Here is a 14,685-nt window from a genome sequence, read left to right as displayed (position 1 = left end):
GATGAAAAAGACGCTGATTTTGTTATGCATGGTGGTGGCGCTGGTGATCCTGCCGTTCTTTATCAACCACGGTGGAGAGTACGGTGGTTCAGACGGTGAGGCGGAAAGCCAGATTCAGGCTATCGCCCCGCATTATGAGCCGTGGTTCCAGCCGTTGTACGAACCGGCAAGTGGCGAAATTGAAAGCCTGCTGTTTACGCTCCAGGGGTCGCTGGGCGCTGCCGTAATTTTCTACATTCTGGGTTACACCAAGGGCAGACAACGCCGTGATGACCGGGCTTGACAGGCTTAGCTATCAAAGCCGCTGGTTTCATGTCTCGCCGGTGCGGAAATTTCTGCTTTGGCTGATGATGATGATTCTGGCGTTTACCCTGCCCCCGTTGGGGCAGGGTATCGAGCTGTTACTGATTGCCGCGCTGAGCTGCTGGCTGCTGCGCATTTCCTTCTGGCGCTGGTGCCGCTGGATGGCATTGCCGTTTGGTTTTCTGACGGTTGGTGTTGTGACCATCCTGTTTAGTTTTAGCCGCGATCCGCAAACCCTGCTGGCCAGTATCCCCGTAGGAAGCTATTGGTTAGGCGTGAGCGCGCCAGGCCTGGTCACTGCCAATGAAACCTTCTGGCGCAGCCTTGCGGCGCTGGCGGCAACCTTCTGGTTAGTGCTGAATCTGCCGTTTCCGCAGTTGATTATTTTACTCAAACGCGCACACGTTCCTCGCCTGCTGACTGAACAGATCCTGCTGACCTGGCGGTTTATTTTTATCCTGTTAGACGAGGCGCTGGCTATTCATCGCGCGCAAACGCTGCGTTTTGGTTATCGTAGCTTGCCGTTGGGCTACCGCTCGCTGGCGATGCTGGTGGGATTGTTATTTACCCGTGTGTTGATCCGCTACCAGCAAATGACCACCACACTGGATATCAAACTGTATCAAGGTGATTTTCACCTGTAAGGAAAAGTATGCTTGCCACTTCAGCGCTTTGGTTTCGCTATCAGGATGACCCGATCCTCAAAGGGCTAACGCTGGACTTTTCTACGCATGCCGTCACCGGGCTGGTAGGGGCCAATGGCTGCGGGAAATCCACGCTGTTTATGAATCTGAGCGGGTTATTGCGACCGCAGCAAGGCGCGGTGATGTGGCAGGGCAAACCGCTGGATTACAGCAAGCGCGGCCTGCTGGCGCTGCGTCAGCAGGTGGCAACCGTATTTCAGGATCCCGATCAGCAAATCTTTTATACCGATATCGACAGCGATATTGCGTTCAGTCTGCGCAACCTTGGGGTGGATGAAGCTGAAATCTCACGTCGGGTGGAAGATGCGCTCACGCTGGTTGATGCCCAGCATTTTCGCCATCAGCCTATTCAGTGTTTAAGCCACGGGCAAAAAAAACGCGTGGCGATTGCCAGTGCGCTGGTGTTGCAGGCGCAATATCTGCTACTGGATGAACCTACTGCAGGCCTTGACCCATCAGGCCGCACGCAGATGATTGAGATAATCAAACGCATCGTAGCGCAAGGAAACCACGTGGTTATCTCCAGCCATGATATCGATCTTATCTATGAGGTCAGCGATGCAGTTTACGTTTTACGCCGGGGCGAAGTGCTGACGCACGGCACCCCGGGTGAGGTTTTCGCCCGGACGGATCTTATTGAACAAGCTGGATTGACCCAGCCCTGGCTGGTGAAGCTGCATACTGAGCTGGGTTTCCCGCTGTGTAAAACAGAGGCTGAATTTTTTAGTCGTATGCGAGAGAACGCACTGAAGGAGGCGTCATGACGCAGGCAATAATGTTGCAGGGAACGGCATCTGATGTGGGTAAAAGCGTGTTGGTCGCCGGGCTGTGTCGAATTTTTTACCAGGACGGACTGCGTACCGCGCCGTTCAAATCGCAGAATATGGCGCTGAACTCGGGCATTACGCCAGAGGGGAAAGAGATGGGCCGCGCGCAAATTTTTCAGGCTGAGGCGGCCGGCATTACGCCGGATGTGCGTATGAATCCGGTGCTGCTTAAGCCGACCAGCGATCGTAAAGCGCAGGTTGTGCTGATGGGCAAAGTGGCGACCGATATGGATGCGGTGAGTTACCACGAGTATAAGCCGCGCCTGCGGGAGCAGATCCTGTCAGTGTATAACAGTCTGGCGCAGGAGTTCGATGTGCTGGTGCTGGAAGGCGCGGGAAGCCCCGCTGAGATTAACCTGCGCGATCGCGATATCGTCAATATGGGCATGGCTGAGATGGCGCAATGCCCGGTCGTTCTGGTGGCCGATATCGATCGCGGCGGCGTGTTTGCCTCTATTTACGGCACGCTGGCGCTACTGCATGACCATGAACGCGCCAGGGTAAAAGGGGTGATCATCAATAAGTTTCGCGGTGATGTGGCGTTGCTGTACTCCGGTATCGAGCAAATTGAAGCGCTGACCGGCGTTCCGGTGCTGGGCGTCATGCCATGGCTGGATGTTGATCTGGAAGATGAAGACGGCGTGGCGCTGCAAAAGGGCAAGTATCTGCGTACTGACAAACGCGACATCGACATTGCCGTTGTTCAACTTCCGCACATTTCTAATTTTACTGATTTCAATGCGCTTGCGGCACAACCGGATGTGCGCGTGCGCTATGTTCGCCAGCCTGAAGAACTGGCAGGGGCCGATCTGGTGATTCTGCCAGGCAGCAAAAACACGCTGGGCGATCTGGTGTGGCTGCGTGAAAGCGGAATGGCGCATGGCGTCGTGCAATTGCATCGTAATAACGTTCCGGTGGTGGGGATTTGCGGTGGCTACCAAATGCTCGGCGATACCATCATTGATGAGGTGGAATCAGGGCTCGGTACGCTGCCGGGTCTGGGCTTGCTTAATACGGTGACCCATTTTGCCCAGCATAAAACCACGACCCTGGTTGAGGGGAAAATGGCTTCTTCGCTGCCCGACTGGCTGGCGGGCGCGGCAGACTTATCCGTTCGCGGTTATGAAATCCATATGGGCGAAACGGCATTATCCGAAGCATGCCAGTCGGTGATGACGCTGCGCAAAGAAGGCAGACATGTGGCTGACGGCGCGGTAACACCAGATGGCCTGGCGTTCGGCACCTATCTTCACGGTTTGTTCGACAGCGATGAATTTACCCGTGCATTGGTGAATGGCCTGCGCGTACGCAAAGGATTAGCACCGCTGGATTCCACCTTCCATTACGCGCAATATAAATCGCAGCAGTTTGATCTGCTGGCGGATGCGATGCGGCAACACATCGATATTGAGAAAATTTATACCATCATGAAGCAACACCGGGAGCCCGTATGATGATTCTGGTTACGGGCGGCGCACGAAGCGGCAAGAGTCGACATGCGGAAGCGCTAATCGCTGATTCCCCAAACGTTCTGTATATCGCGACTTCGCAGATTTTTGATGAGGAGATGGCGGCGCGCATTCAGCACCATCGCGATGGACGCCCTGCGCACTGGCGTACTGCCGAGCGCTGGCAACATCTCGATGAACTGATTACGGCAACAAACGATCCTCAGGAAGCCATTTTGCTGGAGTGCATCACCACCATGGTGACCAATCTGCTGTTCGCGCTGGGCGGTGACAGCGACCCGGATAGCTGGGATTATGCAGCGATGGAGCGGTCCATCGAGGATGAGATCCGTTTGCTGATTGCTGCCTGTCACCGTTGCCCGGCAACGGTGGTCCTGGTGACTAACGAAGTCGGAATGGGGATTGTTCCGGAGAACCGTCTGGCCCGGCATTTTCGCGATATTGCCGGACGTGTGAACCAGAGACTGGCGACGGCAGCTGATGAGGTGTGGCTGGTGGTATCAGGAATTGGAGTCAAAATTAAATGAGTAAGTTGTTCTGGGCAATGCTTTCTTTTATCAGCCGCTTGCCCGTTCCTGCTCGCTGGTCGCAAGGACTGGATTTCGAGCACTATTCGCGCGGTATCGTGATGTTTCCCCTGATAGGCGTGGTGCTGGGCGGGCTGACGGGGCTGGTCTTTATGGCGCTGCAGCCCTGGTGTGGTACTCCACTGGCAGCCTTATTTGCCGTATTGACGCTGGCGTTGTTGACCGGCGGTTTTCATCTGGACGGTCTGGCGGATACCTGTGACGGTATTTTTTCTGCCCGTCGACGCGAACGGATGCTGGAAATCATGCGCGACAGTCGCCTGGGAACCCATGGCGGTCTGGCGTTAATTTTCGTTTTGCTGGCCAAAGTGCTGGTAGTGAGCGAACTGGCTTTACGTGGCACGCCAATGCTGGCGGCGCTGGCTGCGGCATGTGTCGCCGGGCGGGGTAGCGCTGTTTTGCTGATGTATCGACATCGCTACGCCCGCGAAGAAGGGCTGGGCAATGTCTTTATCGGCAAAGTTACCGGGCGTCAAACCTGCGTCACACTGGGGTTGGCGGCAATCCTGGCCGCTGTGCTGCTTCCGGGCATGCGCGGCGTAGCAGCGATGGCTGTCACGATGGTGGCGATTTTCATTCTTGGGCAGTTATTAAAACGTACGTTGGGTGGGCAAACCGGCGATACGTTGGGCGCAGCCATTGAACTTGGCGAGTTGATATTCTTGCTGGCTCTGCTTTGAGTCAGCCAACATACTGGAACCCTTATGCAGACTTTAACCTCTTTACTCCACGCGATCCCTTCACCTGACAGTGCCGCGATGCTGCGTGCTCAGCAGCATATTGATGGCTTATTAAAGCCGCCGGGAAGTCTGGGTCGGCTCGAATCTCTTGCTGTGCAACTGGCTGGTATGCCTGGCCTGAAAGGTATGCCGCATGTGAAGGACAAAGCGATGCTGGTGATGTGCGCCGATCATGGCGTCTGGGATGAAGGGGTTGCCGTTTCGCCTAAAGTGGTCACGGCTATTCAGGCCGCCAATATGACGCGTGGGACGACCGGCGTTTGCGTTCTGGCCGCTCAGGCTGGGGCAAAGGTGCATGTCATTGACGTGGGAATTGACGCGGAGCTTATCCCCGGCGTGGTGAATATGCGCGTCGCGCGCGGCTGCGGCAATATTGCCCAGGGCCCGGCAATGAGCCGTTCGCAGGCAGAGGAACTGCTGCTGGAAGTTATCCGCTATACCCATGAACTGGCGAAAGAGGGCGTAACGCTGTTTGGCGTGGGTGAACTCGGTATGGCAAATACCACGCCCGCGGCGGCTATCGTCAGCGTGCTGACCGGCAGCGATGCCGAAGATGTGGTGGGCATCGGCGCTAACCTGCCGCTTTCCAGAGTAGGTAATAAAGTAGAGGTTGTGCGGCGAGCCATTGCCGTCAATCAACCGGATCGCAATGACGGTATCGATGTACTGGCAAAAGTGGGCGGATTTGATCTGGTTGGCATGGCGGGTGTGATGCTGGGCGCGGCCTCCTGTGGGCTGCCGGTCGTGCTGGATGGTTTTCTTTCATACTCTGCTGCGCTGGCGGCCTGCCAGATCGCACCGCAGATTAAACCCTATCTGATCCCGTCACATTTCTCTGCTGAGAAGGGGGCCCGCACTGCGTTGGCGCATCTGGAGCTGGATCCGTATCTGAATATGGGGATGCGTTTAGGTGAAGGCAGCGGGGCCGCGCTGGCGATGCCGATTATTGAGGCAGCCTGCGCGATGTACCACAACATGGGGCAGTTAGCCGCCAGCAACATTGTGCTACCGGATGGTAAAGAAGCATAGTTACGTGCCCCCAGAACCTCGCCGTATGGCGAGGTTTATTTTTGCGCATTGAATTCGTAACCCACTAAAACAGATAATAAAAGCTATAATTACCGGATATCTGCTGCGGCAACGGAAAGGAAAAAGATGCGTCGTGTAAAACTGCTTTGTTCACTCATCATGCTGCTTGCGAGTCAGGTAGCACACGCGGTGAGTTATCCGCTGCCGCCAGAAGGTAGTCGTCTGGTAGGTAGCCCGCTGACGATTACGGTCCCGCCCGGAAACACCCAGCCGCTGGAGGCCTTTGCCGCGCAGTACGGGCAAGGGTTGAGCAATATGCTCGAGGCCAATCCCGGCGTAGACGTTTTTCTGCCTAAGTCTGGCTCAACGCTGGTCGTACCGCAGCAACTGATCTTGCCGGATACCGTGCGTGAAGGCATTGTTATCAACGTCGCCGAAATGCGTCTTTATTACTATCCTCCGGGCACAAACACGGTTGAAGTTTTGCCGATTGGCATTGGACAGGCGGGGAGAGAAACGCCGCGTAACTGGGTGACGGCGGTCGAGCGTAAGCAGGAAGCGCCGAGCTGGACGCCGACGCCGAATACCCGACGGGAATATGCCGCACGTGGGGAAACCTTACCGGCGTTTGTGCCTGCCGGACCAGATAACCCGATGGGCCTGTATGCGATTTATATCGGCAGGCTTTATGCCATTCACGGCACTAATGCTAACTTTGGTATTGGTCTGCGGGTGAGCCAGGGCTGCATCCGTTTGCGTAATGACGATATTAAGTACTTGTTTGACACGGTGCCGGTTGGGACGCGTGTGCAACTGATTGACCGCCCGGTGAAATACAGCGTGGAACCAGACGGCAGCCGCTGGGTAGAAGTGCATGAGCCGCTGTCAAGAAATCGTTCTGAGTACGAGTCTGACAGAAAGGTTCCCTTGCCGATCACTCCCGCTTTGCGCACATTTATCAGCGGGAGTGGCGTGGATGTGAGCCGCGGGAATCAGGCCCTGGAAAGACGCTCCGGTATGCCGGTGAACATCAGCCAGGTTCAGCAGCATTTTTAATATTAAAGCGGCCCAGGTTTATCGTCAGATAAGGTGGGGCGCTTTTTTAATTTGATACTGCCCCATTTTTACCACGCCGATATGGTCTGCCATTAGCTGCGCTTCGTGTTCGCTGTGGGTAACCAGCAGTGCCGTTTGCCCGGCAGCGCGCAAAATATCCCGTACCTCGTTGCCAAGACGCTCGCGCGTGCGCTTATCAAGGCTGGAAAAGGGTTCATCCAGCAACAGAATTTCCGGATGCGGTGCCAGCGCACGCGCGAGCGCGATGCGCTGCTGCTGACCGCCGGAAAGTTCATGGGGATAGCGGTTGGCATGGCTATGTAATTCCACCATTTTTAACAGCTCCGCCACCCGGGCCTGCTGTTCTTCACGCGGCATACGGCGTAATCCAAAGGCGACATTTTGGTGCGCGGTCAGATGCGGAAATAACGCATATTCCTGAAAAACCATGCCGACATGACGCTTTTCAGGCGGGAGATGAACACCGGGAGCGGCAACACGATGCTGAGACACATAGATCTCTCCGCTTCGCAGTCGTTCAAACCCCGCAACGGCGCGTAGAACCGTGGTTTTCCCGCAGCCTGAAGCCCCTAACAGACAGGCGATTTCCCCTTTGCGTACCGACATTGAAAATCCATTCAGTACCGATTGCTGGCTGTTGCCATAGGCAACGTGCACATCCTGGAGGCGTAATGCAATTTCTGACATTGTTACTCTCTTAACCCCGGCGAGTCATTTGGTGACGCACCAATAAAATAACCGGTAGCGTGCCAGCTAAAACAATCATTAGCGCGGCGATTGCACCTTCTTCATAAGTTCCACGAGCGGCTTCCGCATACAGCAATGTTGCCAGCGTTTCGAAGTTAACCGGACGCAAAAGTAATGTTGTGGGTAGCTCTTTCATCGCGTCGGCAAAAACCAGCAGGGCGCTGCTTACCAGCGCCGGGCGCAGTAGAGGGAAATGAACCCGTGCAAACGTGCCCGCGCCATTCTCGCCCAACAGCCGGGAAGCCTGCTCCAGCGAAGGTGGAATGCGTCCCAGACCGGAATCCAGCGCGCCGATGGCAATCGCCTGGAAACGCATGGCGCAACAAATGACCAGCAGGATCCCGGCTGACATCAGCGGCAGGCCACGCACATCCAGCAAGTCAGCCAGCCAACGGTCAACCGCCATGGCGGGCGTTAAAAAACCAATCGCCAGGATTGTGCCGGGAACCGCGTAGCCTAAAGAGGCCAGACGCATCACGCCACGGCGAAACCCCGGCATCGCGTTGTCTGCAGCGCTATGGCGTGCGCTCCAGGCTACCAGCATACTGACGCAAACCACCACCAGCGTGGTTCCCGCCGCGAGCAAGAGCGTATTTTGTAATGCTGACAGTAACGAAGGGGAAAGGAGGTTGTCATTGCCGATACGTTTGGCGCTTTCCCACATTAAAAACAGCACCGGGGCCAGAAAACCCAGCACAACCGGCAGCGAAATAACGGCACCAAGCAGCCAGCCGCGCCAACCCTGCACGCGCGTGGGTTGAATTTCCCGCAGACTGCGGCTGCTGAACCCCTGTTTTCTGCGGCCATAAAATTCCAGCGTCAGAATAAAGAAGATAAACATCAGCATCATGCAGGCGATTTGCGCCGCTGAAGATAAATCGGAGCGCGAGATCCACGTGGTGTACACGGTAACAGTTAACGTCTGTACCCCAAGGAATTCCGACGCGCCGATGTCGTTAAGCGTTTCCAGCAATGCCAGACTGATGCCAACGGCCAGGGCCGGACGTGCCATGGGGAGGGCAACGCGAAAAAAAGTTCCGGTCGCGCTGCATCCCAGCGTACGTGCGGCTTCCAGTAAATGAGCCGGCTGGCTGATAAACATGGCGCGGGTGGTCAGGTACACGTAAGGATAAAGTACTAAGCCGAGCAGAATTATTGCACCGGAAAGAGAGCGTAAATCTGGCAGGCGGAACTGTCGTGGGCTGTCAAAGCCCAGTAAGAAACGAATTAAGGTTTGCAGGGGACCAATCGGATGCAGCAGATCGAGCCAGGCAAAGGCGACGATGTAGGTCGGCATCGCCAGCGGCAACAGTAGCGCCCAACTGAGAATTTTGCGTCCAGGAAAATCCCATGCCGTCACCGCCCATGCGCTACCTACGCCAATGACGCCGACCATCACGGCGACACCCGCTAACAACAGTACGGTATTTTTTAACGCGGCAGGCAACACCCACGTCAGGAGATTATCCCAGTGAGATAAATCGGCCTGGGTAGCCTGCCAGATCAGCGCAATGACGGGGGTCAGGACGCCAAGCGCCACGCACAGCGCGCCAAGATGCAACGGCGTTAATAATGACTGCGGCCCGGAAACCAGGCCGCGTAACGCTGGAAACTGCAAAGGTTTATTGATCGAATCCAACTTTATCTACCAGCAGGCTAGCTTGTTTACGATACTTCACGATTTCAGTTAACGGTGTCTTATCGACATCAATTTCACCGATGGTGGCGCTGATAACCGGATCAAGCGTTACGCCTTTCAATACCGGATATTCAAAGTTCGCTTTCGCATACTGCTGCTGGGCAGGCGCGGAAACCAGATACTCCATCAGCTTAACGGCATCGGCTTTATTTGGCGCATAGCGGGCAACGGCAGCGCCGCTGATATTGACGTGCGTACCGCCATTCTCAAAGGTTGGTTTTACGACTTTGATGGCATCGCCCCATTGGCGAGCATCGCTGCCTTCTTTGGCATTTTTCATATGGCCGACGTAATAGGAGTTAGCCAGACCGATATCACAAATTCCACCGAGGATATCGCGGGCAACGTCGCGGTCGCCGCCGGTGGCTTTACGGGCCAGGTTAGCCTTCACGCCGCGCAGCCAGTCTTCGGTTTTAGCTTCACCGTGATGGGCAATCATCGCAGCGATCAGCGCCGTGTTATACGGATGCTGCCCGGAGCGGATACAGACTTTACCTTTATACTCCGGGCTGGCGAGTTGTTCGTAATGCCAGTTATCAATGGGCATTGATTTTTCGGCATACAGCACACGAGCGCGCATAGAAAGTGCAAACCACTGGTTATCCGCGCCACGCAGGTTGGCTGGAATCGCGGTTTTCAATGCTTCTGACTCTACCGGCTGGGTCACTCCGGCTTCCACGAGATCGAGGAGATTGCCTGCATCAACGGTCATCAGCAGGTCGGCAGGGGAGTTTTTGCCTTCCGCTTTAACGCGCTCAAGCATGCCATCCTTGATATAAACCGTACTGACTTTGATGCCGCTGGTTTTTGTCCAGCTATCAAGTAACGGCTGAATCAGACCTGGTTCACGGGTGGTGTAAAGCGTTAATGTTTCCTGGGCGAAAGCCGGCAGGCTAACAGCGAAGACCAGGGCAGAGGCAAGCGTGATACGGCGCAGTCCGGTGCGAGGCAGAGCATTCATCGTTTATATCCCAGAGTAATTGGAACGTACAGTGAACCGAGCAGGGCTCGTTCTTTTGGCTCGCGTACAATAAATGATAATCACTAGCAGTTACAATAATTGCAAAGTTTAAACGATTTACATTTACATAACTTTAATCAATGGTGTGATGCGACATGGAATAGGGGCGGTACAACAGGCAGAACGCTTATGCAGGATGCTTTTATGTAAGCCTGAAAAGCAAAAAGCCCGCTCAAGTTTCCTTAAGCAGGCTTCTTAAATTTGGCTCCTCTGACTGGACTCGAACCAGTGACATACGGATTAACAGTCCGCCGTTCTACCGACTGAACTACAGAGGAATCGTGTGAACGAGGCGCATATTACTGACCTCACCCTGAGGTGTCAACAGTAAAATTAGCGCGTCATTTCAATTGGTTAATTAATCTTCAAATTCAGTGTTAATGAACATTTGATGAGCGATAATGGTCATCTTCGGGGTTATCACGTAACCGTTGCATTGGGTTTTGGCGGTAAAACTGGATGAAACGCTGCCATAAAGCCGGGAATCGTGGAGCAAATAATTCAGGTGCGCTGAAAAAATACTCGGATAATACGGCAAAGCATTCGGCCGGATCGGTTGCAGCGTAGGCATCTATACTGCATGCGGTTTCCCCTACCAGATCGATTTCATCCTGAATATTGTTCATTGCGGCATGCAGGTCGTGCTCCCAGCCGGCAATGTCTCGCAGAGGAATCGCCGGAATTCCGCTGGCGCGATCGCCATTACGCATATCCAGCTTATGCGCGACTTCATGAATGATCAGATTAAAGCCTGAGGCATCAAAGGAATCCTGAATATCAAGCCAGTTGAGAATTATCGGACCTTGCTGCCAGCTCTGCCCGGACTGAACGACACGTTGATTGTGTACCAGACCAATTTCGTCTTCCCATTCGTCGTCGACAACAAATGGGGCAGGGTAGATGAGAACTTCATGAAACCCATCGAGCCACTCGATCCCCAATTCCAGAACAGGTAAACAGAAGAGCAGAGCAATGCGCGCACTTTTTAGCGGGTCCAGCTCAAACCCCTGAAGTGCTACCAATCTTTTTTGCTGTAAAAAACGCTCGGCCAGGGCGATTAGTCTGGCTTGTTCTTGCTCGGTGAGATTCACCAGAAGCGGAATAGCCAGGGCGTTATCCCAGGGCCAGTCGTCATTTCGGGCTGTTTCTTGCTCTTTCCAGGGCCACTTAATCATCGTTTTGCTCGCAAACTCGTCACTTGAACGAAATTGACGGAACTGGGTCTGTTAAAATGCCAAATTACCTGGCATCATGGCAACCACCAAAACGGAGAGATGCCAGAGCGGCTGAATGGACCGGTCTCGAAAACCGGAGTAGGGGCAACTCTACCGGGGGTTCAAATCCCCCTCTCTCCGCCACTATTCAAACACTTAGCTCAATTCCTTTCAACGACTCATGTCACACTTGGTATAGTGTCGGTATATTCGCTTAGTATAAAGCTCGCCATCATCATCTTCTGATTTGCCCAATACTGGAAGATCCTATGTGGGAGAAATTCTCACTTTTCTGTCATAAACCACAACTTGGCTTTCAGTTTTGTGACCTGAGAAGAGTTGTTTGTCCTTACTCGAGACTTCGTAATCTGAAAGTTGGCGTAGCCAGAACGCCATCAAGTCTGGCCGTCTTCTTTGAGCTGTAAGTTCAATGGGGCATCCTTAATCAATGTGGGCAGTTCAACTTAAGTGTGTACGCTAACTTTGGATTAAGATGCTTATCCAACAGATGATTTAAGATAGCCTCTCAGGCTTAAGATGGATTTATCAACATGACCAGAACAGAAAGGCTTCTCGAATTACTACAGATATTAAGGGCGCAAAGATATCCAATCACTGCATCCACTCTCTCTGAAAGATTGGGAATAAGTGTGCGCTCCATTTACAGAGATATAAAAACGCTACAGCATCAAGGCGTGTGCATTGAGGGTGGTGCTGGAATTGGTTATATCGTTAAGTCTGATTTCCATTTACCACCCTTAAATCTTTCTCATGAAGAAATTAATGCTATTACACTTGGGTTAAATTGGGTATCACATAATACCGATTATGACTTCAAAAATATCGCAAGGACTGCACTTGCCAAAATACACGCGGTCATTCCCGGTGAATTACAAAATCTTATTGAGAGTCAGTCCTATCTGATTGGTCCTTCAGAAAATAATGAGATCTTTTTTGCAGGTATCCGCAATGCTATTAAAAAGCGACACAGAATCAAAATAAAGTATTGTGACAAGAAAGATACTTACTCTTCTCGGGTTATATGGCCTATCGGATTGGTATATATGGAGTCGTGCTGGCTTTTGGTTGCATGGTGTGAGATGAGAAATGATTTTCGTCATTTTAGAACTGACAAAATTGAAGAGATGATACAACTGGATTCCCTATATAGTGAAAGTAGGACAGTTTTATTGAAAAAATGGAGAATAAAAGAAGGAATTTGTGAGGAGAAAGAGTACTGACAAAAACTGTCATAGCTAATTTGTATACTAACCCAGATGAAAGACACAATTCTACTTCATAGGGGGAGTTATGAATTTCCAGAATAAAGTTGCTGTCATAACAGGAAGTACTGCAGGTATAGGTGAGGCAGTCGCCGAGCAATTACACAAACATGGCGCGAAGGTTGTTATTGTATCCCGCTCGTCAGAGCAGGCTAAACAAAAAGCGAAACGATTATCTTCACTGGGACAACAAGCGTTGGGGATCGGATGTGATGTGTCACAGCCTGAACAAGTACGGCAAATGATAGATGAGGTTATCAAATATTTCGGCAGACTCGATTATGCCGTAAATAACGCAGGCTTAACGGGTGAACATGGTAAAAACATAACAGAGCAGACAGTTGAAAACTGGGATAAGGTTATTGCCACCTCATTGAGCGGTGTTTTTTACTGCCTAAAATATGAAATACCGGAGATGATGAAATTTGGTGGCTCTATAGTTAATTTATCTGCAGTCAATGGTCTGGTTGGCATTCCTGGATTAGCGCCTTACACCGTGGCTAAACATGGTATAATCGGTTTAACCCAAACCGCTGCGCTAGAGTTTGCAAGTCAAGGCATTCGGATTAATGCTGTCGCTCCCGGCTATGTCCAAACCCCACGAATGAGTGAATTCCCTGAAAATATCGTACGTAGTTTTGCAAACAGTCACCCCATGAAAAGGATGGCAAAAATGCAAGAAATAGCAGACTTTATATTGTTTTTGTTGTCAGATAATTCAGCGTTCTGCACTGGAGGGGTTTATCCAATCGATGGTGGTTATTTAGCCGAGTAAAATACCCCACAGGACCTGGTAAACACTAAGAATTGCCTTGCCAAAGTGGTAGGCTCACTGGGAGCGTTAGAATATAATTAACGCTTCCGTTGCAGCGCAAGTGATAACAATATTTCCAGTATGGTTTAACGTGAGCATAGATGCAACTGAGTTGAAGACCTGGACGTAATGTATCGTTCAGTATTATGTGATCGATGTGAGCGTATTCATTTCAGCAAGCAACCAGCATTTAAAGCTTTCCAGCGCAGCCTCGTTTATTCCCGTTTCCGTCGGTTGTACTAAACAAAACCTTTTGTTCAGCGTGTCTGAAGCTGGCCAGGGCGAAGCAAGCAGGCCACAGCTCAATTCATTCTCGACATACATGCGTGGTACCAATGCTACCCCTTGTCCCGCCATAACGGCAGCGATGGCCATTTCATGAAGATCGTAGCGTACTCCCTGAGCCGGATTCTCAAGAAATATCCCGCTTTCCCGGGCATAGTGATGCCATGCTTCAGGGTTTTGTCGACGGTGTATCCGCGGCAGTTCGTTCAACTGTTGCGTGACGTCATGACTGGTTAGTAGTCCAGGATGACAAACAGGCACCAGATTTTCCTGAAACAGAAATTGCGTACGCATTCCTGCCCATGCGGAATGTTCAAAATGAATGACAGCGTCAAATCCACTTCCTGACAAAATGAAAGGATCCGTTCTGGCCGCAATATTTAACGTTATATCCGGGAATAAAGAGGTAAAACCGTTCAGGCGAGGAATAAGCCAACGGCTGGAAAAGGTTGGCAGGACGGCGATATCCAGACTCTTACTCCCCTCTGGCATGCCCATTATGTACTGCGTATCTCTTTCAAGCCTGTCGAGCGTTTCACGGACGTGATGTGCATAGCGCGCGCCGACAGGATTGAGCTTTACCCTGCTTCCCACACGATCGAACAATTTACAGTTCAGCAAAGCTTCAAGTCGCGCAATCTGACGGCTAATGGCCCCTTCCGTTAACGATAATTCCTCTGCAGCGCGGGCAAAATTACCGTGCCTTGCAGCGGCATCAAAAGCCTGAAGGGACGTACTACTGGGTATTTTTCTGCGCATGAAATTTGTTCCTTGCTCTGAGCCTGTAGCCTGCAATTAGTGACTAAACATCACTAACCCGTGACTTATTATCGATTTTAAGCCGTATAACTAGCTTGTAGCATGATGAAAAATCATTGAGCAACTG

At 52.2% G+C, this 14,685-nt stretch carries 15 protein-coding genes, 2 tRNA genes and 1 pseudogene; 11 read left to right on the top strand and 7 right to left on the bottom strand.

Translation table 11 applies throughout. The annotated features are described in order from the left end of the window. Position 1 precedes the first annotated feature (1 nt). From FOB24_RS15905 to ldtA, 8 genes are all read left to right on the top strand, one after another. Positions 2–283 (top strand): energy-coupling factor ABC transporter substrate-binding protein, encoded by a 282-nt coding sequence (locus FOB24_RS15905; protein ID WP_038641640.1) that lies wholly within the window; start codon positions 2–4, stop codon positions 281–283. After that, entirely contained in the window at positions 270–947 is a 678-nt protein-coding gene (locus FOB24_RS15900; RefSeq protein WP_016156861.1) for an energy-coupling factor ABC transporter transmembrane protein, read from the top strand. The genes FOB24_RS15905 and FOB24_RS15900 overlap by 14 nt, the downstream gene beginning before the upstream one ends. A gap of 8 nt (positions 948–955) precedes the next feature. After that, positions 956–1,771, top strand: a complete 816-nt coding sequence (locus tag FOB24_RS15895) for an energy-coupling factor ABC transporter ATP-binding protein (protein ID WP_150345148.1) — start codon at positions 956–958, stop codon at positions 1,769–1,771. Beyond that, positions 1,768–3,288, top strand: a complete 1,521-nt coding sequence (locus FOB24_RS15890) for a cobyric acid synthase (protein WP_150345147.1) — start codon at positions 1,768–1,770, stop codon at positions 3,286–3,288. Before FOB24_RS15895 ends, FOB24_RS15890 begins: the two co-directional genes overlap by 4 nt. After that, on the top strand, positions 3,285–3,830 hold the full coding sequence (gene cobU, locus FOB24_RS15885) for a bifunctional adenosylcobinamide kinase/adenosylcobinamide-phosphate guanylyltransferase (protein WP_087856003.1): 546 nt from the start codon (positions 3,285–3,287) through the stop codon (positions 3,828–3,830). Before FOB24_RS15890 ends, cobU begins: the two co-directional genes overlap by 4 nt. Next, on the top strand, positions 3,827–4,570 hold the full coding sequence (gene cobS, locus FOB24_RS15880; protein WP_038641631.1) for an adenosylcobinamide-GDP ribazoletransferase: 744 nt from the start codon (positions 3,827–3,829) through the stop codon (positions 4,568–4,570). Before cobU ends, cobS begins: the two co-directional genes overlap by 4 nt. A gap of 24 nt (positions 4,571–4,594) precedes the next feature. Then, a complete protein-coding gene (cobT, locus tag FOB24_RS15875) occupies positions 4,595–5,659 on the top strand; it encodes a nicotinate-nucleotide--dimethylbenzimidazole phosphoribosyltransferase (RefSeq protein WP_150345146.1) in 1,065 nt (354 codons plus the stop codon). Between the two features lie 126 nt (positions 5,660–5,785). After that, positions 5,786–6,715, top strand: a complete 930-nt coding sequence (gene ldtA, locus FOB24_RS15870) for a L,D-transpeptidase (protein ID WP_085047985.1) — start codon at positions 5,786–5,788, stop codon at positions 6,713–6,715. 24 nt (positions 6,716–6,739) lie between these two features. Here the strand turns inward: ldtA and FOB24_RS15865 are convergent, their stop codons facing one another. The 5 genes from FOB24_RS15865 to mtfA all read right to left on the bottom strand — a co-directional run bounded on the left by FOB24_RS15865 (position 6,740) and on the right by mtfA (position 11,378). Then, positions 6,740–7,423 (bottom strand): ABC transporter ATP-binding protein, encoded by a 684-nt coding sequence (locus FOB24_RS15865; protein ID WP_038641624.1) that lies wholly within the window; start codon positions 7,421–7,423, stop codon positions 6,740–6,742. A 10-nt stretch (positions 7,424–7,433) separates the two neighbouring features. Continuing rightward, positions 7,434–9,122 carry an ABC transporter permease gene (locus tag FOB24_RS15860; RefSeq protein ID WP_150345145.1) on the bottom strand — a complete coding sequence of 563 codons (1,689 nt, stop codon included), beginning with the start codon at positions 9,120–9,122 and terminating at the stop codon, positions 7,434–7,436. Beyond that, the gene (locus FOB24_RS15855) at positions 9,106–10,143 is read right to left on the bottom strand and encodes an extracellular solute-binding protein (protein WP_038641620.1); all 1,038 of its coding nucleotides are present in this window, start codon (positions 10,141–10,143) and stop codon (positions 9,106–9,108) included. Before FOB24_RS15855 ends, FOB24_RS15860 begins: the two co-directional genes overlap by 17 nt. A 262-nt stretch (positions 10,144–10,405) precedes the next feature. Further along, positions 10,406–10,481: transfer RNA gene (locus tag FOB24_RS15850), tRNA-Asn, on the bottom strand. Between the two features lie 99 nt (positions 10,482–10,580). Then, entirely contained in the window at positions 10,581–11,378 is a 798-nt protein-coding gene (gene mtfA, locus FOB24_RS15845) for a DgsA anti-repressor MtfA (protein WP_085047988.1), read from the bottom strand. A 93-nt stretch (positions 11,379–11,471) separates the two neighbouring features. Between mtfA and FOB24_RS15840 the strand changes: the two genes are divergently transcribed. After that, positions 11,472–11,561, top strand: a tRNA-Ser gene (locus tag FOB24_RS15840). A 27-nt stretch (positions 11,562–11,588) separates the two neighbouring features. Here the strand turns inward: FOB24_RS15840 and FOB24_RS24725 are convergent. Further along, a pseudogene (locus FOB24_RS24725) lies at positions 11,589–11,792 on the bottom strand (hypothetical protein); the annotation flags it as partial. 176 nt (positions 11,793–11,968) lie between these two features. Between FOB24_RS24725 and FOB24_RS15830 the strand changes: the two are divergent. Both FOB24_RS15830 and FOB24_RS15825 read left to right on the top strand, forming a co-directional pair. Then, positions 11,969–12,658 (top strand): helix-turn-helix transcriptional regulator, encoded by a 690-nt coding sequence (locus tag FOB24_RS15830; RefSeq protein WP_087856006.1) that lies wholly within the window; start codon positions 11,969–11,971, stop codon positions 12,656–12,658. Positions 12,659–12,728: 70 nt separating this feature from the next. Continuing rightward, positions 12,729–13,475 (top strand): SDR family NAD(P)-dependent oxidoreductase, encoded by a 747-nt coding sequence (locus FOB24_RS15825; RefSeq protein ID WP_085047990.1) that lies wholly within the window; start codon positions 12,729–12,731, stop codon positions 13,473–13,475. Between the two features lie 183 nt (positions 13,476–13,658). On the opposite strand, the gene FOB24_RS15820 is transcribed toward FOB24_RS15825, so the two are convergent. Continuing rightward, a complete protein-coding gene (locus FOB24_RS15820) occupies positions 13,659–14,558 on the bottom strand; it encodes a LysR substrate-binding domain-containing protein (protein WP_150345144.1) in 900 nt (299 codons plus the stop codon). Positions 14,559–14,685: the final 127 nt, after the last annotated feature.

It is taken from the genome of Citrobacter werkmanii (assembly GCF_008693645.1).
GTDB classification, from domain to species: Bacteria; Pseudomonadota; Gammaproteobacteria; order Enterobacterales; family Enterobacteriaceae; genus Citrobacter; species Citrobacter werkmanii.
Note: the sequence above shows the minus strand (reverse complement) of the source record. Positions and strands in the feature narration are given on the sequence as shown.

Excerpts from the sequence above, each read along its gene's own strand:
- FOB24_RS15825 (WP_085047990.1), top strand. The coding sequence starts at position 12,729 with ATGAATTTCCAGAATAAAGTTGCTGTCATAACAGGAAGTACTGCAGGT.
- FOB24_RS15895 (WP_150345148.1), top strand. The coding sequence starts at position 956 with ATGCTTGCCACTTCAGCGCTTTGGTTTCGCTATCAGGATGACCCGATC.
- cobT (WP_150345146.1), top strand. The coding sequence starts at position 4,595 with ATGCAGACTTTAACCTCTTTACTCCACGCGATCCCTTCACCTGACAGT.
- FOB24_RS15905 (WP_038641640.1), top strand. The coding sequence starts at position 2 with ATGAAAAAGACGCTGATTTTGTTATGCATGGTGGTGGCGCTGGTGATC.
- FOB24_RS15830 (WP_087856006.1), top strand. The coding sequence starts at position 11,969 with ATGACCAGAACAGAAAGGCTTCTCGAATTACTACAGATATTAAGGGCG.
- FOB24_RS15890 (WP_150345147.1), top strand. The coding sequence starts at position 1,768 with ATGACGCAGGCAATAATGTTGCAGGGAACGGCATCTGATGTGGGTAAA.
- ldtA (WP_085047985.1), top strand. The coding sequence starts at position 5,786 with ATGCGTCGTGTAAAACTGCTTTGTTCACTCATCATGCTGCTTGCGAGT.
- FOB24_RS15820 (WP_150345144.1), bottom strand. The coding sequence starts at position 14,558 with ATGCGCAGAAAAATACCCAGTAGTACGTCCCTTCAGGCTTTTGATGCC.
- FOB24_RS15865 (WP_038641624.1), bottom strand. The coding sequence starts at position 7,423 with ATGTCAGAAATTGCATTACGCCTCCAGGATGTGCACGTTGCCTATGGC.
- cobS (WP_038641631.1), top strand. The coding sequence starts at position 3,827 with ATGAGTAAGTTGTTCTGGGCAATGCTTTCTTTTATCAGCCGCTTGCCC.
- FOB24_RS15855 (WP_038641620.1), bottom strand. The coding sequence starts at position 10,143 with ATGAATGCTCTGCCTCGCACCGGACTGCGCCGTATCACGCTTGCCTCT.
- FOB24_RS15900 (WP_016156861.1), top strand. The coding sequence starts at position 270 with ATGACCGGGCTTGACAGGCTTAGCTATCAAAGCCGCTGGTTTCATGTC.
- cobU (WP_087856003.1), top strand. The coding sequence starts at position 3,285 with ATGATGATTCTGGTTACGGGCGGCGCACGAAGCGGCAAGAGTCGACAT.
- mtfA (WP_085047988.1), bottom strand. The coding sequence starts at position 11,378 with ATGATTAAGTGGCCCTGGAAAGAGCAAGAAACAGCCCGAAATGACGAC.